The 19,446-nt window shown below is 32.5% G+C and carries 24 protein-coding genes; 15 read left to right on the plus strand and 9 right to left on the minus strand.

Features of this window, described 5'->3' with window-relative positions; genetic code table 11:
• Window position 1 precedes the first annotated feature (1 nt).
• Genes ACFPTQ_RS13755 through ACFPTQ_RS13770 form a run of 4 tightly spaced genes read left to right on the plus strand, consistent with a single transcriptional unit; the run spans window position 2 to window position 3,057 of the window.
• Entirely contained in the window at window positions 2–280 is a 279-nt protein-coding gene (locus ACFPTQ_RS13755; RefSeq protein ID WP_379778141.1) for a TIGR03643 family protein, read from the plus strand.
• Between the two features lie 22 nt (window positions 281–302).
• A complete protein-coding gene (locus tag ACFPTQ_RS13760; RefSeq protein WP_379778143.1) occupies window positions 303–986 on the plus strand; it encodes an SDR family NAD(P)-dependent oxidoreductase in 684 nt (227 codons plus the stop codon).
• Between the two features lie 27 nt (window positions 987–1,013).
• A complete protein-coding gene (gene folE / locus ACFPTQ_RS13765; protein WP_379778145.1) occupies window positions 1,014–1,625 on the plus strand; it encodes a GTP cyclohydrolase I FolE in 612 nt (203 codons plus the stop codon).
• A 13-nt stretch (window positions 1,626–1,638) separates the two neighbouring features.
• Entirely contained in the window at window positions 1,639–3,057 is a 1,419-nt protein-coding gene (locus tag ACFPTQ_RS13770; RefSeq protein WP_379778147.1) for an SDR family oxidoreductase, read from the plus strand.
• A gap of 139 nt (window positions 3,058–3,196) precedes the next feature.
• Here the strand turns inward: ACFPTQ_RS13770 and ACFPTQ_RS13775 are convergent, their stop codons facing one another.
• The 7 genes from ACFPTQ_RS13775 to ACFPTQ_RS13805 all read right to left on the minus strand — a co-directional run bounded on the left by ACFPTQ_RS13775 (window position 3,197) and on the right by ACFPTQ_RS13805 (window position 9,844).
• Entirely contained in the window at window positions 3,197–4,492 is a 1,296-nt protein-coding gene (locus ACFPTQ_RS13775; protein WP_379778149.1) for a cryptochrome/photolyase family protein, read from the minus strand.
• Window positions 4,492–4,953: an SRPBCC family protein gene (locus ACFPTQ_RS13780; protein WP_379778151.1), complete on the minus strand. Its 462-nt coding sequence runs from the start codon at window positions 4,951–4,953 to the stop codon at window positions 4,492–4,494. The genes ACFPTQ_RS13775 and ACFPTQ_RS13780 overlap by 1 nt, the downstream gene beginning before the upstream one ends.
• Before the next feature lie 150 nt (window positions 4,954–5,103).
• A complete protein-coding gene (locus ACFPTQ_RS13785) occupies window positions 5,104–5,544 on the minus strand; it encodes a carotene hydroxylase (RefSeq protein WP_379778153.1) in 441 nt (146 codons plus the stop codon).
• 23 nt (window positions 5,545–5,567) lie between these two features.
• Window positions 5,568–6,410: a phytoene/squalene synthase family protein gene (locus ACFPTQ_RS13790; RefSeq protein WP_379778155.1), complete on the minus strand. Its 843-nt coding sequence runs from the start codon at window positions 6,408–6,410 to the stop codon at window positions 5,568–5,570.
• Window positions 6,411–6,412: 2 nt separating this feature from the next.
• Window positions 6,413–7,882, minus strand: a complete 1,470-nt coding sequence (locus tag ACFPTQ_RS13795; RefSeq protein WP_379778157.1) for a phytoene desaturase family protein — start codon at window positions 7,880–7,882, stop codon at window positions 6,413–6,415.
• A 36-nt stretch (window positions 7,883–7,918) separates the two neighbouring features.
• Window positions 7,919–8,815, minus strand: a complete 897-nt coding sequence (locus ACFPTQ_RS13800) for a MerR family transcriptional regulator (protein WP_379778159.1) — start codon at window positions 8,813–8,815, stop codon at window positions 7,919–7,921.
• 69 nt (window positions 8,816–8,884) lie between these two features.
• Window positions 8,885–9,844 carry an ion channel gene (locus ACFPTQ_RS13805; RefSeq protein WP_379778161.1) on the minus strand — a complete coding sequence of 320 codons (960 nt, stop codon included), beginning with the start codon at window positions 9,842–9,844 and terminating at the stop codon, window positions 8,885–8,887.
• A gap of 161 nt (window positions 9,845–10,005) precedes the next feature.
• On the opposite strand from ACFPTQ_RS13805, the gene ACFPTQ_RS13810 reads away from it, so the two are divergent.
• From ACFPTQ_RS13810 to ACFPTQ_RS13820, 3 genes are all read left to right on the plus strand, one after another.
• The gene (locus ACFPTQ_RS13810) at window positions 10,006–10,716 is read left to right on the plus strand and encodes a DUF4197 domain-containing protein (RefSeq protein WP_379778163.1); all 711 of its coding nucleotides are present in this window, start codon (window positions 10,006–10,008) and stop codon (window positions 10,714–10,716) included.
• Between the two features lie 136 nt (window positions 10,717–10,852).
• The gene (gene purU, locus ACFPTQ_RS13815) at window positions 10,853–11,707 is read left to right on the plus strand and encodes a formyltetrahydrofolate deformylase (protein WP_278036214.1); all 855 of its coding nucleotides are present in this window, start codon (window positions 10,853–10,855) and stop codon (window positions 11,705–11,707) included.
• A gap of 380 nt (window positions 11,708–12,087) precedes the next feature.
• Window positions 12,088–12,228, plus strand: coding sequence for a hypothetical protein (locus ACFPTQ_RS13820; protein WP_379778165.1), 141 nt, complete (start codon window positions 12,088–12,090; stop codon window positions 12,226–12,228).
• 1 nt (window position 12,229) lies between these two features.
• Here ACFPTQ_RS13820 and ACFPTQ_RS13825 read toward each other — a convergent pair whose 3' ends face one another.
• Together ACFPTQ_RS13825 and pyrF are read right to left on the minus strand one after the other, a co-directional pair.
• Window positions 12,230–13,021 (minus strand): ABC transporter substrate-binding protein, encoded by a 792-nt coding sequence (locus ACFPTQ_RS13825; RefSeq protein ID WP_379778167.1) that lies wholly within the window; start codon window positions 13,019–13,021, stop codon window positions 12,230–12,232.
• 89 nt (window positions 13,022–13,110) lie between these two features.
• The gene (gene pyrF / locus ACFPTQ_RS13830) at window positions 13,111–13,932 is read right to left on the minus strand and encodes an orotidine-5'-phosphate decarboxylase (RefSeq protein ID WP_379778169.1); all 822 of its coding nucleotides are present in this window, start codon (window positions 13,930–13,932) and stop codon (window positions 13,111–13,113) included.
• 175 nt (window positions 13,933–14,107) lie between these two features.
• On the opposite strand from pyrF, the gene ACFPTQ_RS13835 reads away from it, so the two are divergent.
• The 8 genes from ACFPTQ_RS13835 to ACFPTQ_RS13870 all read left to right on the plus strand — a co-directional run bounded on the left by ACFPTQ_RS13835 (window position 14,108) and on the right by ACFPTQ_RS13870 (window position 19,430).
• The gene (locus ACFPTQ_RS13835; RefSeq protein ID WP_379778171.1) at window positions 14,108–14,671 is read left to right on the plus strand and encodes a helix-turn-helix domain-containing protein; all 564 of its coding nucleotides are present in this window, start codon (window positions 14,108–14,110) and stop codon (window positions 14,669–14,671) included.
• Between the two features lie 13 nt (window positions 14,672–14,684).
• On the plus strand, window positions 14,685–15,131 hold the full coding sequence (locus tag ACFPTQ_RS13840) for a response regulator (RefSeq protein WP_278036219.1): 447 nt from the start codon (window positions 14,685–14,687) through the stop codon (window positions 15,129–15,131).
• Between the two features lie 3 nt (window positions 15,132–15,134).
• Window positions 15,135–16,901: a CHASE3 domain-containing protein gene (locus ACFPTQ_RS13845; protein WP_379778173.1), complete on the plus strand. Its 1,767-nt coding sequence runs from the start codon at window positions 15,135–15,137 to the stop codon at window positions 16,899–16,901.
• Window positions 16,902–16,980: 79 nt separating this feature from the next.
• Window positions 16,981–17,541 (plus strand): hypothetical protein, encoded by a 561-nt coding sequence (locus ACFPTQ_RS13850; RefSeq protein WP_379778175.1) that lies wholly within the window; start codon window positions 16,981–16,983, stop codon window positions 17,539–17,541.
• 196 nt (window positions 17,542–17,737) lie between these two features.
• On the plus strand, window positions 17,738–18,367 hold the full coding sequence (locus tag ACFPTQ_RS13855) for a porin family protein (protein WP_278036222.1): 630 nt from the start codon (window positions 17,738–17,740) through the stop codon (window positions 18,365–18,367).
• 24 nt (window positions 18,368–18,391) lie between these two features.
• Complete coding sequence (locus ACFPTQ_RS13860; protein WP_379778178.1) at window positions 18,392–18,544, plus strand: lmo0937 family membrane protein; 153 nt, start codon at window positions 18,392–18,394, stop codon at window positions 18,542–18,544.
• Between the two features lie 30 nt (window positions 18,545–18,574).
• On the plus strand, window positions 18,575–18,841 hold the full coding sequence (locus ACFPTQ_RS13865; RefSeq protein WP_379778180.1) for a YtxH domain-containing protein: 267 nt from the start codon (window positions 18,575–18,577) through the stop codon (window positions 18,839–18,841).
• Window positions 18,842–18,893: 52 nt separating this feature from the next.
• Window positions 18,894–19,430, plus strand: a complete 537-nt coding sequence (locus ACFPTQ_RS13870; RefSeq protein WP_379778182.1) for a hypothetical protein — start codon at window positions 18,894–18,896, stop codon at window positions 19,428–19,430.
• Window positions 19,431–19,446: the final 16 nt, after the last annotated feature.

Raw genomic sequence — 19,446 nt, forward strand, 5'->3', positions numbered from 1 at the left:
CTTGAAAACAGCACTTAGCAATTTAGACAAAGACCGAATCATCGAAATGGCTTGGGAAGACCGAACTACTTTTGAAGCCATACAGTTCCAGTTTGGGTTAAAAGAACAAGAAGTGATTGATTTGATGCGAGCTGAAATGAAACCTTCAAGCTTTAAAATGTGGCGCGAAAGAGTACAAGGTCGCAAAACAAAACATGAAAAGCTAAGAAATTTTAGTGAAGGACGCTTCAAATGTAGCAGACAAAGACAAATAAACAACAATAAAATTTCAAAACGATAATTCAAACTAAAGCGATTAAGATATGAAAAACATTGTTATTATTGGTGGAAGTAAAGGAATTGGAAATGCGATTTTAAAACAACAATTAGAACATAATTACATTTACAATATCAGCAGAAATGCGCCTGAAATCACACATCCTCATTTAAAACATTTTTCGGTAGATGTATTGCAAGATGCACTACCTGAAATAGAAAATATTGATTCGCTCATCTATTGTCCTGGTTCAATTAATCTAAAACCCATTAGCAGCATAAGTCTAGATGATTTTAGAAAAGATTTTGAAATCAATGTAATTGGAGCCGTAAAATGCATTCAACACTATTTACCAACTCTTAAAAAAGGTAACAAGCCTTCTATCGTATTATTTAGTACCGTAGCTGCAAAATTAGGAATGCCTTTTCACGCTAGTATTGCTACTGCAAAATCAGCGGTAGAAGGATTAGTAAAAAGTCTTGGAGCTGAATTTGCTTCCTCAATACGCATCAACGCCATTGCTCCTACCATTACCGAAACTACGCTTGCTGCCTCCATTCTTAGAAACGATCGAATGAGAGAAAACATGATTGAACGTCACCCAATGAAAGGTTACTTACAAACTCATGAAGTTGCTGAAATGGCTGATTTTTTACTATCAGATAAAGCAAAATCCATCTCTGGACAAGTCTTTGAAATGGATTATGGAATTGTATCAATGAAACTATAAATTCACCTATCAACACTAATCAAAAACATGATTGAAGAAATAAAAAGTTACCAGAAAAAAGAAGAATACGATACTGAACTTACGGTATCAATTGCTCAAAACTATAAAGATATTATCGATAGTTTAGGTGAAGATGTTACTAGAGAGGGCTTAGAAAAAACACCGGAACGCGCAGCCAAAGCGATGCAGTTTTTGACCCACGGCTATGCTATAGACCCTTTAGAAATATTGAAATCAGCTTTGTTTACAGAAGATCACAACCAAATGATTGTGGTAAAAAATATTGAAATATATTCGATGTGCGAACACCACATGCTTCCTTTTTTTGGTAAAGCGCATGTTGCCTATATTCCTAACGGAAAAATTGTAGGACTGAGTAAAATTCCAAGAGTTGTAGATGCTTATGCTCGAAGAATGCAAGTACAAGAACGCTTAACGGATCAAATAAAAAATTGTTTACAAGAAGCACTACAACCTTTGGGTGTTGCAGTAGTAATTGAAGCACAGCATATGTGCATGCAAATGCGTGGTATTGAAAAACAAAATTCCTTTACCACTACCTCCTCTTTTACTGGAGCATTTGAAAAAAACAAAACCAGAAAAGAATTTATTAGCCTAATTTCAAATAAATTAAGTTAAAAAAAACAATACGATGACTATTCTCTTAACAGGTGCTACAGGTTACATTGGAAAACGACTTTTGCCTATTTTAGTTGCCAAGGGTCACCATGTAGTATGCTGTGTGAGGGACAAAAATCGTTTTTTTGTACCCACTGAATACCAAAACCAAGTGGAAGTCGTCGAAATTGATTTTTTAAAAAAAGAAAGCCTATTAAAAATCCCCGAATCCATTGATGCGGCTTATTATTTAATACACTCCATGTCTAGTTCAATTGCTAATTATGATGAACTAGAACGTATTTCGGCCGAAAATTTCGTAGAAAGAATAAACCAAACCCAAGTAAAACAAGTTATTTATCTAAGCGGAATTGTTAATGACCAATCATTATCCAAACATTTATCCTCTAGAAAAAGGGTAGAAACAATTCTTAGTACTGGAAATTTTGCCGCTACAACTTTAAGAGCCGGAATTATTGTAGGTTCAGGAAGTGCCTCGTTTGAAATCATTCGAGATTTAGTTAACAAACTACCTGTGATGGTAACGCCAAAATGGCTTAATACTAAATGCCAACCTATTGCTATCAATGATGTTTTAGAATTTTTATCAAAATCATTATTAAATCCAGTAACATACAATCAGAGTTTTGATATAGGCGGTCCTGACATACTTACTTATAAAGAAATGCTTTTGGGTTTTGCTAAAGCTAAAAAACTAAAACGCTGGATTTTTACAGTTCCAGTTATGACACCCAAATTATCTTCGTACTGGTTGTATTTTGTAACTGCAACCTCTTACAAACTAGCGACTGCTCTTGTAAGTAGTATGAAAGTAGAAGTAGTATGCAAAGATGCCCGTATCAATGAATTATTAGCTCTTACACCAATGTCCTATGAAATGGCTTTATCCAAAGCCTTACTCAAAGTAGAAGAAGATCAGGTTGCTTCAAGCTGGAAAGACTCTCTTGTTAGTGGACGTTTTAAAAATAACATATCCGAATTCCTAAAAGTTCCTAAAAAAGGATGTTTCATTGACCGCCGAAAAAAAGAAATCATCAATCGAGAATTAACCATTGAACGCATTTGGTCCATTGGCGGAGAAACAGGTTGGTATTATGGTAATTGGTTATGGAACATTCGAGGTTTTATCGATAAATTAGTGGGCGGTGTTGGTTTAAGAAGAGGTCGCACAAACAAACATTCTATCCATGCTGGAGATGTTTTGGACTTTTGGCGTGTTTTATATGCCGATAAAGAAAAAGGAAAATTGATTCTTTTTGCCGAAATGAAACTCCCTGGTGAAGCCTGGTTAGAATTTAAAATCATTGGCAATACTCTATATCAATCGGCGACTTTTAGACCTAGAGGCATTTGGGGAAAATTGTATTGGTATTCGGTTTTCCCTTTTCACGGGTTTATTTTTGAAGGGATGTTGAATCGATTGATTAGATAATTATTTATAAACAAATTAGGCATATGTTTTTTACCATTAAGAAATTAAGTTCAGTTGAGATACTAACTTAATTGAGCTTAATTTCAAAAAGCTTTCCATTTCTTCAGTAGCTTATATGACTTATATGTTTTTAATAAAATTAGTTAAGAATCCCCGCTTTATAAGTAGCAATGGCTCTGTCTCTAGCCATAGCGTGATCGACCATTGGTTTGCCATAACCCAAATCAAATTCTGGTATCCATTTACGAATGTAAATTCCTTTTTCGTCAAACTTTTTTAATTGGATATCGGGATTAAAAACTCGAAAATAAGGTGCTGCATCACATCCTGTACCAGCTGCCCATTGCCAGTTACCAACATTAGCTGACAAATCATAATCCAATAATTTCTGCGCAAAATAAGCTTCGCCCCATTGCCATTGAATTAATAAATGCTTACACAAAAAACTAGCAACAACCATACGAACACGGTTGTGCATATAGCCTGTTTCATTGAGTTGTCGCATGCCAGCATCGACCATAGGATAACCTGTTCGGCCTTCGCACCAACGCTTAAAATCCTCTTCGTTATTACGCCATTGAATACCATCATAAGCCGATTTGAAATTATGGGTAACTACTTTAGGAAAATGATACAAAATTTGCATAAAAAACTCCCTCCAAATCAATTCGCTCAAAAAAGTTGCATTCGTTTTTGCTGCAAAATTGACCATTTTACGAATACTCACCGTTCCAAAACGCAAATGAGGTGACAAATAAGAAGTAGCATCGATAGCCGGAAAATCTCTGGTTTCTTTATAATTGGCTAATGTGTTTAAAATATATGGTTTTACTTTGATAGCACTACGCACAAAACCTATTTGTTCCAATGATGGAAAATCAAAATTAGACTGGTAAAAATTAGTATAAAATTCCGAGGTATTGTACTCGTGAAGTGGCTTCAGTTGATTGAAATGTTCTAACCATTTGTTTTTATAGGGTGTATAAACCGTATAAGGCAATCCATCGGCTTTTGTGATTTCTTTTTCTTCAAAAATGACTTGGTCTTTAAAAGAATAACTTATAGAATTATTTTGTTCTAATAATTCACAAATGGCCTCGTCACGCTGAATAGCATACGGCTCATAATCCTTATTAAAAAAGACTTTTTTAACATCAAATTCTTCAATAAGAGCTTGCCAAACTTGCTGAGTTTTGCCTTTCTTAATTAAAAGGGAACTTTGAAATGTATTTAATTCCTTATCGATTCGTGAAAGAGAATCATAAATAAAAGCAACTCTTGCATCATCCTTAGGCAAGGAATTCAATATAGCTTCATCAAAAATAAATAAGGGAATTACAGGATATTCCGATTGTAAAGCATAGAATAATCCAATATTGTCCTCCAATCTTAAATCGCGACGAAACCAAAAAATAGAAACAGCCGTTTTAACCATTAGTTAGCATTAAAAATTTCGTTTACCTTCTTAGCCCTGTATTCAAAAATTTCATTGAGTTTATTATTAACAACTAATGCATTCATGATACGACCTATAAAACCCAATGGTAGCGCATAATGCACTAAGTCTGTCATTAGAACCCCATTTTCAGAAGGTTCAAAAAAATGTTTGTGATGCCACAAAGTATAAGGGCCAAATCGTTGTTCGTCTATAAAATAGCGTTGCTCTTTCACCATCGTAATTTCAGTAACCCAAGTAAGTTTTATTCCTAAAAGTGGCGAAACTTTGTATTGAATAATTTGCCCTGCATACATGTTTTTTTCATCAAAATCGGTAATAGTAAATCCCATTGATGGAGGCGTAATTTTTTGCAAATTGCGTGGACTTGAAAAAAATGCCCAACATTCTTCCAGAGATGCATTTACTTTTTGTTCGCTCTTTTTTGAATAGACTTTCATTGTAATATAGAGTTTGATGTTTTGCGTAAGGGATAGAAGTGAAAATCCTTTATGTTTTTTCTTTAAAAACATAAAGATTGCAACGAATAGCCCGACCTTTTTGAAAAACATTTTTCTTGTTTTTTCAAAAAGGGTACGCACTAAATGATGTTACATTTTATAGTATTTGAAAGGCACGAATAACATTCCGAAACATTCTCCTTCTTCCTTTCCTAAATGTTTATGATGGACTTTGTGTGCTTTTCGTAAACCAATTAAGTATTTATTTTTAGTATGCTTGAACCATTTAAAACGCTGATGAATTAAAACATCATGAATCATAAAGTAACAAAAACCATATAGTGTAATACCCAGACCGATAAAAAACAAATAATTAAAATTTGCTTGTGCGCCAAAGTAAAACAGAATGATACTAGGAACTGCAAAAATGACAAAGAAAATATCGTTACGTTCAAAAACATGGTTGTATTTAGGCTGATGATGGTCGGCATGAAAATACCACATAAAACCATGCATTACGTACTTATGGGTGAGCCAAGTGACACATTCCATTAAAAGAAAAACAACTATTGTTATTAAAAATGAAATCATTTTAAAAGATTTATGCGTTTTTATTATTCGACTAAGCGTAATTTATAGGTAACAAAAGATTGCGCTAACAAGGTTGCTTTAGTGTAATTAGAAACTCTGATTCGGGTATTGCCAATTTCTTTACAAGGAGTATTTTCTAGTTTACGCAATAATTTTTTGTAATAGACATAGGCGGTATATACGCCAAATTTAGCTTCCATAGGTAACTTTACGATTCCTTGATAAGCTACTCTAAAATCTTCATTTATCTCTTCAATAATCGCTTTTTTTGACTCTTCATCAAAAGATTTCAAATCAACTCCCGGAAAATAATTTCGATTCAGAATTAAATTATCATCTCTTAAATCTCTAAGAAAATTTACTTTTTGAAATGCCGAACCCAATCGCATCGCTTCATCCTTTAACTGCTCGTATTTTTGATCATTTCCTTTTACAAAAACTTTCAAACACATCAAACCTACTACATCTGCCGAACCATAAATGTACTCGTCATATTCTGCTTTAGAATGATAGTCTTGTTTGATTAAATCCATTTTCATACTTTTTAAAAAAGCTTGAATTAAATCATCCGAAATATTGTATTGCTTAACGGTATGCTGAAAAGAATTTAAAATAGGATTCAAACTAATTCCAGATTGATACGCTTTGTAATATTCTTTTTCAAAATCATTGATGAGATTTTCTTTATCAAAACCATGAAAAGAATCCACAATTTCATCGGCAAAACGTACAAAACCATAAATACTATAAATTGCATCTCTAATACTCGGCGAAAGCATATATACTGCCAATGAAAATGAAGTGCTGTAATCTTTAGTAACTAATTTACTGCATTTAAAAGAAACTTCGTCAAATAACTGCTTCATAACTATTCATTTAGAAATTGTTTGTCAATCAAATTAGATACTAACTTTCCTGAAATCAAAGCAGGAGGAACTCCTGGACCAGGAACTGTTAGTTGTCCTGTAAAATATAAATTACGAACTTTTTGACTTTTTAGTTTTGGTCTTAAAAAAGCCGTTTGTAACAAGGTATTAGCCATCCCATAAGCATTACCTTTATAGGAGTTGTATTGCTCTACAAAATCATTCTTACAAAAAGACTCCTTAAATATAATATTTTTCTTGATACTTTGCCCCGTAAGTTGCTCAAAACGAAGGATTATTTTATCAAAATAAGTCTCTCTTAGTTCAGGCGTATCTTCGATTCCAGGAGCTAAAGGAACCAAGAAAAAAGCCGATTCCATGCCTTCTGGTGCTGCTGTTGGATCAGTTACAGATGGAAAATTAGCATAAAACAAAGGTGCTTCAGGCCAATGCGGTTCATCATAGATTGCTTTTGCGTGAGCGTTAAAATCGGTATCAAAGAACAACATGTGATGCGAAATGTTTTCTAGTTTTTTATTAAAACCAATATAAAACAACAAGGAAGAAGGAGCAAAAACTCTTGATTCCCAATATTTTTCAGAATACATTCGGTGTTCTGCTTGCAAGAGCGTTTCGGTATGATGATAATCAGCGCCACTCAATACTATATCCGAATCGATTCGATTACCATTTACAACGATGGCTTTAGCAATTTTATTTTCAACAATTATTTCTTCAACATTCGAGTTAAAATAAAACTGAACACCTAATTCTTTGGCCAAATCTTCCATAGCTTGCACCACATCAAACATCCCTGTTTTAGGATGCCATGTTCCCAAACCAAAATCGGCAAAATTCATAAAACTGTAAAATGAAGGTGTATCAGAAGGTTTAGCACCCAAAAACAAAACAGGAAATTCTAAAATTTGAATTAACTTTTCATTTTTGAATTGCTTCCTAACATCACGACTTATATTACTAAAAAACTGACCGATTTTCATTGCCGTTTCCACAGTAATTAATTCCAGAGGTGATACTCCAGGGCGGTAAACTAAATCCTTGATAGCAATATCATAATTACTCTTGGCTTTTGCCATAAATTGGCGAAGTGCTTTCCCACTTCCTTTTTCTACAGACTCAAAAGTAGCAACGATTTCATCTAAATTATCCGCAATGGCAATAAAATCATTCACCCCAAAATAAACTTGATAAGCCGGACTTAATTTGATTAACTCATAATAATCGCTAGGTTTTTTACCAAAGTCGGCAAAAAAACGTTCAAAAACATCTGGCATCCAATACCAACTAGGTCCCATATCAAAAGTAAAACCTTCTTTTTTTAATTGCCTAGCCCTACCTCCTATTGAGGCATTTTTTTCATATACCGAAACCTCATGCCCGCTTTTTGCTAAATAACAAGCCGCTGACAATGCCGAAAAACCGGATCCTATAATTGTAATTTTCTTTTTCATTTGTTTAACAAATATATAAAAACATTAAACAAATAACTATAAATTCTGTATTAATTCTTTCGGTGTTTCAAAAACTAGTATTTGATCCCCAAAAAATGACTGATCTATGAACGAAACTAATCTACCAGTAAACCACAACTCATTTGAATTACCTGATAATTCTTGCACCATCTCTTTCACATATTGATTTACTTGATCCCTATCAGGCTTTACTGTTAAACAGCTTACAAAAACAATAGAATTAAAATGTTTTTTCATTTCACTCAAAAAATTAACCGGCATACTTTCACCTAGATAAATACTTTTATATCCAGCTAACAAAATTTCATAATGCAAATACATCAATCCTAGTTCATGAATTTCATCAACAGGCAATGACAAAACAAACACTTTATCTGTTTTAGTAGGACTTAACACCTGAAGCTTTTCTGAATTTAAAATTATTTTCTGACGAATCAAATAACTCATAAAATGCTCATGCGCAGGGGAAATCGTATCTGTTTGCCACAACAAACCAATTTCTTCAAACAAAGGAATAAAGACTTCTTGAAAAATTTCCCTAAACGATTTCTCCTCAGCTAACCAATCGTAGGTATTGAAAAACAATTGTTGATCAAAATGCATCATCGCCATTTTCATAGCATTAATAGCATGATTTTTAGCATTTTTAGTGGATATAATTTGTCTAACTAAAGTAGATACTTCTTCTTCAGAATATTTGGCTATCTTGGAAATTTTATAACCATAATCATGTAAAAAACAAATATTTAGTAATTTTTGCAAACTGTGCAAGTCATACAAGCGAATATTAGTATCCGTACGCATAGGCTCCAGAATTTGATATCTTTTTTCCCAAATACGTATCGTATGCGCCTTAACCCCAGATAGATTTTCTAAATCTTTTATACTAAAAACAGTCTTAACATTGTTCATCTTATTCTAAATAACGTTAAACAAATATACACTATTATTTTAAGATTAAAAGAATATTTTTGATCGTTTTTAAACCTCAACTATTTCATAATGATTTAATTTGTCTAAATCTAAAATTGTTTTGGTTTTATCCCCACTCCTTTCATACATCGAAACAAACCTTGCTCCATAAACAATTTCATCAAAAGTATAAGAAGTTCGCGCAGCTACTGTATTCGAAAATAGCTCATCAAAAGTTTTTACAAATACTAAAATCTCACCAACAGTATTCTCAAAATCTTCTTTAGTAAAGTCATACAAAGGACTCTGCTCATCAATAGGATGCACTAAAGTCCAACTCAAAGTCAACAAATTAATCTTAGAAAGTTCTAAGTCCAATGAATAAAATTTATTAACCTTTACTCCATTTTCTTCAACGCTCATCCCTAAAGTTATTTTTGCCTCCGCATCAGTAAAATTTGTATTCTTAAAAGGAGTCATCCTTACCATTAAAGCACGCCCTTCTTTATATGGAGCAATGAGAGCATTGTGCGAAAATTTTAAAAATGCAGTAGGCTTACTAAATCTTCCAAAAAACAAACCTGTTGCAATTGCAAATGTCAACAAACCTATCAAAGCCTCCGTTGCTGCTATAAAACTAGTTACAAAGCCTTGCGGACTAATATGTCCATAACCCACAGTAGTAAAGGTCTGCGCACTAAAAAAATAAGCTTGACCAAATTGCACTAATTGACTATCGGTTAAAGGAATACCATCCAAATGTTCCATTCCTATAACAAAATAGATAGAGGCGAAGACAAAATTTATCAATAAATAAAATGAGAAAATAATTCCAAAAAACTTCCATGATGGCATGTCAATCATGGTGTGGTACCAACTAATACGATGCAAAAAATGCATACCTCTTTTTTCTACATTGGCCACCCCGTTTTTATTAATAAAACGCCCACCATAACTATTAGCATTGGTTCCAAAACCTGTATTACGGTCTAAAACCGCTTTCAAATTTATCTTATCTAAAAAGGCCATCGAAGTAAATTGAATTGTTTTGCAAGTAAAAGTAATTAAAGTATTGATAAAAAAGTAGTAATAGCATCTAGCAGCTTTAAATAAAAAAAACAAATTCATTTAATTGAATTAAATAGTATTTTTGACCTGACTTGAAAAAATACAATCAAAATAGAATCATCATGAAAAAAGCAATCGCTTTATTATTCGTTTGTAGCCTATGGGGTTGCGCCGAAATGCAGCAAGTACTCAATCAACTCCCACAAACATCGGGACCAATAGGAACTATAGATATTGCAGGAGGATTGAAAGAAGCCTTAAACAATGGAATAAGCAAACAAGTTAGTAAACTAACGGCTACTGATGGATTTTTCAGAAATGAAGCTGTCAAAATACTTTTACCTGAAGAATTACGAAAAGTAGATGCTGGATTAAGACGAGTTGGACTGAGTTCACTTGCCGATGAGGGTCTAAAAGTAATGAATCGAGCAGCAGAAGACGCTGTAAAAGAAGCCACTCCTATATTCGTTAGCGCAGTAAAAAACATGAGCTTTACCGATGCTAAAGGCATTTTATTAGGAAATGACACTTCGGCAACAACTTACTTGGAAAATTCGACTTCAATAGCCTTGTATGGAAAATTCAATCCGGTAATAAAAAACTCTTTTACTAAAGTAGGTGCCGATAAAGTTTGGTCAAACATCATCACAAAATACAATAGCCTTCCATTGGTTACAAAAGTAAACCCCGACTTAACTGATTATGTAACAAAACAAGCCATGAGTGGCGTTTTTAAAATGATTGCTGTTGAAGAAAAAAACATTCGTACCAACATCAGTGCGCGAACATCACCATTATTACTTAAAGTTTTTGCGATGCAAGACAACAAATAATAGTATTTGCTGAATCAAAAAAATAAAACTAGTTTTGATTAAAAGTACACCATTATCTAAAAACTATTTCAATATTCTTTTTTGAATTATACTCTGGTAATTCTCAAAAAATATTGAAAATTTGAACTAAACAATAATGCACAAAATAACAATACTAATCCACTGCGAAGACCAAAAAGCGATTATTTCCTCTGTAACCAATTATATCGCAGGAATTGAAGGAAACATTATTTATCTAGATCAACATGTAGACGCACACGAAAATGTTTTCTTCATGCGTTTAGAATGCGAGTTCAATACTCCTAATTGGGATTTAGAAGCCATAAAAAAAGATTTTCAGACAAATTTAGCCGATAAATTCAATATGTCTTGGGAAATTTATACCCAAGAATACAAACCAAGAATGGCGCTTTTTATATCTAAATACGATCACTGTTTATACGATATCCTTGGACGTTACAGCGCTGGTGAATTACCATTAGAAATACCACTTATTATAAGCAACCATGAAGATTTAAGAGGTGTCGCTGAACGTTTTGAAATTCCTTTCCACCATGTACCTTTTACTAAAACCATTAAAGAAGAAGGTGAGAAACAACAAATTGCTTTACTAAAACAATACGATATTAACTTTATTGTATTAGCGCGTTACATGCAAATCATTACACCTAAATTGATTGAATTATACAAAAATAAAATCATTAACATTCATCATTCGTTTTTACCTGCTTTCCCAGGAGCAAAACCTTACCATTCCGCATTTGCAAGAGGAGTTAAAATTATTGGTGCGACCAGTCATTATGTAACAGAAGAATTAGATGAAGGACCAATTATTGAACAAGATATTACTAGAGTGACGCACAGCCATTCAATAGAAGATTTCATTGTTAAAGGTCGTGATTTAGAAAGAAGTGTCTTAGCAAGAGCCATAAAATTACACGCCGAACGCAAAACAATGGTCTACAATAACAAAACGGTTATATTCTCTTAAGCGTTAAAATTAGTTAAACAAGCGTTTAAAACTTAACTTATAACCAACAAAGTAATAACAAAACCTTAACAGCCATTTCGTTCATAAAGTGGCATCTTTGCAATGTAATGAACTGGTTATTTATTATATTTGGTTTTGGTTAGTTAAAACAAGTGCTAGTATTAAAAAAATACTAGCACTTTTTTATTTCCCACATTTTAAATCGCATAAATTAAATTCCCAAAGAATATTTTACGTTCCAAAAAACACTCAAAACCCTATCTCCTATTTTAGTATTATTCTTAAAAAACACCGACAAAATACATTAAAAAGTAAGACTTAACATTATAAAGTAGGTTTTTAATATTAAGTTTGTGTAAATTCGGCGAAAATTTTCTGCTATGAATGGTCTACTAAAAGAGAAAAGTGAAATAGAAAAATTACAACAAGAGTTCAAAATTCTAACTGGACAAATACAAAAAGACACTAATTCGTCTTCAAATAACGAAGAAGAAATGGTACTTGAAGATTGCGAAATCTAATTTAGTGCAAACTCATAAAATATTCAAATGCTTTCAATAATCGGCTACCGTGCCATGAAAACATTTCACCATCTACCAATATTACTTTTGCCGATGGGCTTATAGCCGCCATTTCTACCGCATCTTTTTCTTTGAAAGGATAAGGCTCGGAGGACAGCAATAGATAATCTAATTTTTTGATAGCACTTATTTCCTCTGGAGTCACTTCGGGATATCTAGATTGATTGTCAAAAACATTTTCAAAACGATTCAATTGCAATAAAGCATTAATATAATTAGCCGAACCAGCAACCATATAGGGGTTTTTCCATATAAAATAAGCTACTTTTCTAAAAGGCTTTTCTGAGATAAACGACTTAAATGTATTTAAAGAAAACCGAATTTTAGCATTCAATGTTTCAGCCTCTGGAATACAATGAAACAATTGCCCAAAATCACTTATCATCTTAAAATTGTCTTCTACGCAACTAACATCAGTGACCCAAACAGAACATACGGCTCGAAGCGTTTCGACAATTTCCTGAGTGTTTTCTTCTTTGTTTGCTATAACAATGTCAGGAGCCAAACTTTTTATTTTTTCAAAATCAACTTGTTTTGTCCCTCCTACCACAACTTTCTCTTTACGTAAATGTGTAGGATGGATACAAAACTTAGTAATTCCTAGCAGCTTAGACTCCAAACCTAAATCGACTAACAACTCTGTTTGAGAAGGCACTAAAGAAACTATTCTTTGAGGCACTTTATCAAAAACATGCTTCGTTCCTAAATCGTCAATTAATATATATTTTTCCAAATTAAATCTTTAAACAAAAATAAATAACCATAAAAAAACCACTAAAAACAGGGTTTTTAATGGTTTCTTTCCTATCGTACACAACTAATTTAATTGATAGTTGCCATAATATTTTTCATTTCTTGTTGCATTTTTACAGCTTCTTGTCTTGCCTTTTCGGCAAAATCAGCTCCTTTTGATGCATAAATAATAGCTCTTGAAGAATTCACTAATAGTCCAACATTTGCATTCATTCCGTATTTACAAACTTCAGACAAACTACCTCCTTGCGCTCCTACTCCTGGAACAAGCAAAAAGCTATCTGGAACAATTTTTCTAATTTCAGTAAAATATTCTGCCTTTGTAGCACCCACTACATACATTAAATTCTCTGAATTTTTCCAAGTCTTAGATGTTTCTAAAACCTTTTTGTATAATTCTTTTCCTTCTACTTCTAATGTTTGAAAATCAAAGGCTCCTTCATTAGAGGTTAATGCTAACATGATGGTATGTTTATCTTCAAAAGCTAGAAATGGCTCTACTGAATCCTTCCCCATATAAGGAGCTACAGTAATACTATCAAAATTCAAATCCTCAAAAAAAGCTTTGGCATACATTGAAGAAGTATTACCTATATCACCGCGTTTGGCATCAGCAATGGTAAAAATTTCAGGATAGTTTGAATTAATATAATCAATTGTTTTTTGTAAAGACATCCATCCTTTTAAACCATAAGCTTCAAAAAAAGCAATATTAGGTTTGTAAGCAACTGCTACATCATGAGTCGCATCAATAATTGCTTTATTAAATTCAAAAATAGGATCTTCTAATTCTAAAAAACTTTCAGGGATTTTATTTAAATCGACATCTAAACCTACGCATAGAAACGATTTTTTCAAGTTAATTTGCTCAATTAATTCCTTTGTAGTCATGCATTTTGTTTTACAGATTGCAAAGTTACAAAGCCAAACCTAAATTATAGAAGAATTATATAAGTTTCTCAAAAAATTCTATAACAGCTCCAGAAAAAGACTCCTGTAAATTTGAAAAAACATCTAATTTTAGCAACTGTTTTATTACTTTTACTAAAAACCTAAATCAATAAACTTGAAACTATTTTTAAAAACAGACACCAATTTTCTAATTAAGAAGATTTTAGAAGAGAAATTAGATGTATTTAACGTCAAATATTCTATTGTAAACAGCAATGAAATTTTATTTTTAGAAAACATAGAAACAGCCACCTATGAAAAAATAACAGCGTTGCTTAACGACTATGGATTTGAAATCATAGAAAATCAAAAAAATATTATCGTTCAAAAAATCAAAGAAACAATTATTGAAATGATTTTTAACGAAAATGCTCCTGCTGTTAAAAGTTCTGTGTATTTAGCCGAAAAACTAGACCATAGTTACGGCTATCTTTCCAATCTTTTCTCGGAGGTTACCTATACGTCAATTGAGAATTTTATCATTATTCAAAAAATTGAATATGTCAAGAAACTCATCACACAACAAGATTTGACACTCACCGAAATAGCTTTTAAACTCAATTACTCAAGTGTAGCTCATTTGAGTTCGCAATTTAAAAACACCACAGGAATTACGCCATCGGCATTCCAACGCATTATTAAAAAAAGAAGTGAAATAAGCACTCAAAAAATAAACTAAACCTCATAAGGATATGCAAAAAGATTTCATCATAATTACGCTTGCTGATGACGACGAAGACGACAGAATGTTCTTTACAGATGCCTTCGAAGAATTAAAAATCAACACGGTTGTTAATACAGTAAATGACGGAGTTGCACTAATGGACTTTCTAAACCATCCTGAGACGGTTTTACCAAACATTATTTTCTTAGACTTAAATATGCCTTTAAAATCAGGTATCGAATGTTTAAAAGAAATCAAAGCCAATCCCAAATTTAAAGATATTGTTATTGCCATCTATTCGACATCATCTTCCGAAGAGGACATCGAAAACACTTTTGTTTTGGGAGCCAATATTTACATTAAGAAACCCAATAATTTTGGCAAACTAAAAGAAGTTTTATCCGAAGTAGTTACCATAAACTGGCAATATATTACTTCGGGATTAGATAAAGACAATTTTTTATTACGCATGTAAACTATGTTCAAACCTAAGTTTTTAGATTCGATAAGCTTTATTAGAGCATTATTTTTAGTCGCCTTTTTTATTTTAATTTTTTTAGCATCTGTCACTTATAGACACATTAAAGAATTAGATAAAATAAGTGACTCCATCTCTAACACTTATGAAATTTCTTTAGAATTAGGCAATCTTATCTCTTATATTAAAGATGCCGAAACAGGCCATCGTGGTTATATAATCACAAAAGATTCGCTCTACTTAGAGCCGTTTATCAATGCCAGAAAAAACGTAAATCAGTCTTTCCAAAACCTAAACATCATAATAGAAAAAAATCCTAAAAAGCAGGAAGAACTCAATCGAATTTACGATTTAGTAGACAAACGTTTTTCGTATTTTAAAAATCGTTTTATTGATAAAACCGAATTCAATAACGATTTTAGAGAAGGCAAGTTAGTAATGGATTCGTTGAGAATTGAACTCAATAACATGCTCAGCGAAGAAAACAAATTACTTGATTCTAAAGGCAAACTTTATAAATACAATAACTCCAATACGCCTTTGATTGTGTTTTCGACCTTCTTGATTTCGATTCTAATTTTAGGTTTAGGTTATTTACGAATTATAAAAAACTACAAAGACTTAATTAACCAAAATATCCAACTAAAGATATTTGATGAATCTAGTAAACAGGCCGAAATCCTTGGTAAATACGGCAGTTGGCTACTAAATATTGAAGACAAAACCTTTAATTATTCGGATAATCAATTTCGATTATTAGGCTGTTTACCTACGTCTTACAATCCTACTTTTGAAAACCTGTTAGAGTACATTCACCCGGAAGATAAAGAATTACTCAATCAGGCTTTTAACCAAGTAGAAAAAACGGAGTTACTACCTTTAATTCATTATCGTATCATCAAAAAGGACACGCAAGAAATACGTCATTTTAGAACGACTGCAAAAATTTTTACCGATCATTTAGGCAATAAAAAAATGATTGGAACCACACAAGACATTACCGATGATTACCACAAAACGGAATTAATCGAACTGAGAAATAAAGAATTAGAGCAAAACAACAAAGAGCTGATGGAGTTTAACCATGTGGCTAGTCATGACTTGCAGGAACCACTTCGAAAAATTCAAACTTTCATTTCTAGAATTGAAGACAAAGAAAAAGCGTCACTTTCTACCAGTGCCCAAAATTACTTTGAAAGAATACAAGAAGCATCTAACAGAATGCGTATTCTAATTGACGATTTATTGCAATACTCTAGAACGAGTCGTTCCGAAAAAATATTTGAAAACACTGATTTGAATACTATTGCCTCAAATGCAATAAGTGAACTATCGGAAAACATCAAGGAGAAAAAGGCACAAATAAACTTTGAAAAATTACATCAAGTTCAAGGGATTCCATTTCAGTTGGAACAACTGTTTATCAACCTCATTGGGAATTCTTTAAAATATGCTAAGGAAGAAGTAGCCCCAATAATAACAATTACGACCAAAAAAGTAAAAGCATCAAAAACGCCTAAACTCAATGATAGCTCTAAAAAAGAATACATAAAGATTGTTTTTAAAGATAACGGTTTAGGTTTTGAACAAATATATGCCGATAAAATATTTTTACTTTTCAATAGACTACATGGCAAAAAAGACTATCCAGGAACTGGCGTGGGACTTGCAATATGTAAAAAAATTGTAGAGAACCATAAAGGACAAATTTTCGCGAAAGGAAAGCCAAACGAAGGAGCAGTTTTTGAAGTCTATCTGCCTGCTTAAATGAAATTATATAACAATCTCAAATAATCATATAAAATAAATAGCATACTAATTTTTACTTTTACACAAAACTCAAGAAATGAGCGCATTACACAACATAAAACAACTTCTTTTTTTACTGCTGTTTTACACTTGTTGCCTTTCAATAGTCTCTTGCGAACAAAAAGCAAAAGAAGCCCCAGCAACTGATACAACCGAAGAATTAAGAAGCGAACCAAAAACCAAAGAGAATACTCAAGTAAGCGAACTGGTACTCACACAAATGGCCGAATCTAATTTGAAAGTGGTAGCAATAACACAAAAAGCACTGGAATTAAAAGTACCTAAAAATACAAGAATGATTCTTCAAGAGATTGAAAAAGACCACAATCAACTTAAAAATCAAATTAGAAAAATAGCAAAAGAAAACTTCATCATCATTCCTAACATCTTATATGACACAAATACATTGAAGGATTTCATTAGCGAAAGTAGCATCGATAAGTACTTACAAAAAATAAACAATTCCCTAACTTCCGAATTAGAACTTTTCAAAAAAATTGCCTCTTCAACCTATAATAAAGACTTACTAGATTTAACCAATAAAGGCATTATTAGCATCGAAAAAAATATTGCTACTATTAAAAAAGAACAAAAATAGGCCCCAATAAACCCTACATATATATCCACTTAAAACACCCGTAATGGGTGTTTTTTTTTGCTCAAAAAAACGAAATGGCAATTCTATAAAAGTCTCAAAATATCCTGTAACATTTTTAATATAAAGCAGTTGCATCTTTGTAATGTAGAATTAGAACTACTAATAAATCACATTAAATAACTTAAAATAGACAGCCATGAAAAGATTATTATTTGCAGGAATACTAAGCCTATCTTTGATACATTTTGCAAAAGCGCAAACCCTAACTCCTTCAGCAGGTATTAAAGGAGGACTCAATTTTACGAATCTATACACTGAAGATGTAAACGACAACAATGTATTAAGCAGTTTTAATGCCGGTCTTTATGCTAATCTTCCCGTTTCATCCTCCGTTTCAATTCAACCTGAAATTAATTTCTCCCGAAAAGGTTCTGAATTAGTGTATGACAATGCATTTGCAACAGGAACAACAAAATTAAAACTGAATTACCTGGAAATGCCCGTTTTGTTAAAACTAAATGTCACTCCTAATTTCAACATTCATTTTGGTCCTTATGCAGCTTATTTAATTGACGGACAAGCTACAAACGAAAGCTCTGATGGTTCCTTCAATTTTGAAGAAAACATCAACAATGATGACTTAAACAAATGGGATTATGGACTTTCTGGAGGGATTGGATTTGACTTTGACTCAACTACTTTAGGAATTCGATATAATTATGGTTTACAAACCATTGGTAAAGAACGAAATTTTGGAGGAAGCACCTATACTTTCCCTGATTCCAAAAATAGCGCATTGAGTTTGTATGTAGGTTTCAGACTCTAAATAACAATTTAAAAAACGACAATCATGGGAAACATACTATATCTCGCCGCAGTATTATTAGTAATATTTTGGGCACTAGGATTTTTTATATACAGCATCGGAAGTTTAATACACATCTTATTATTAATTGCTGCAATCGCAGTCCTGATGCGCATTATAAAAGGAAAAGAACTTTAAAATAATAATAACCCTTAAATCTATAAAATTATGAAACCGAACAAAGTAATATTAGGAACAATTGGAGGTTTAGCCGCAGGAGCCATTTTAGGAATTTTATTTGCTCCAAGTAGTGGAAAGAAAACAAGAAGAAGAATTGCCGAAAAATCAAAAGCTTTGAAAGAAAGCGCAAAAGAAGACTTTGACAACTTGATTCAAAAAATCGATAGCAAATACAAATCGATTTCTGATGATACGCACACATTTCTTCAAGAAGGAAAAACAAAATTAGAAAACGAAGTAGCAAAGAAAAACTAAGGCTAATTCGAAAAACCACTATTGGTTAACGTAAAACTCAAAAAAAGAAATCATGAAAAAAACAATTATAACGGGAGCTATCCTAGCTTTTTTAACCCTAGGTGCTACCTCAGCAATGGCTCAAGATATTAAAGGCGATGATTACGAACAAAAATTCAAAATGGGAGTAGGTGCCAGTGTAGGTTACCCTTTTGAAGATCCCTACAATCTAAATGTAGGTGGAGATGTTCGTTTGCAATACGACTTATCAAAAAAATACTCCCTAACCGCAACTACTGGATTCAACAATTTATTTGTTAGCGGAGACAATAATGACCTAGGATATATTCCTGCTAAATTAGGTTTCAAAGCCTTTGTTTTAAAAGACAAATTTTACCTTATGGGGGAAGCAGGAGCAGCATTTGCGGTAACGAACAATTACAACGACAAATCACTTTTGTTAAGTCCAAGTATAGGTTATGCCACTAAATATATTGATCTAAGCTTACGTTACGAATACTTACCCGATTTCCCTTCCATACGAAATAATGCAGCAGATAAAGGGCTAGGACAAGTTTCATTGCGTTTAGCATATGGTTTCGACCTTTAGATTAAAAAGGAGGCTG

Source organism: Flavobacterium sp. GCM10022190, from assembly GCF_042656445.1.
Taxonomy (GTDB): Bacteria; Bacteroidota; Bacteroidia; order Flavobacteriales; family Flavobacteriaceae; genus Flavobacterium; species Flavobacterium nitratireducens.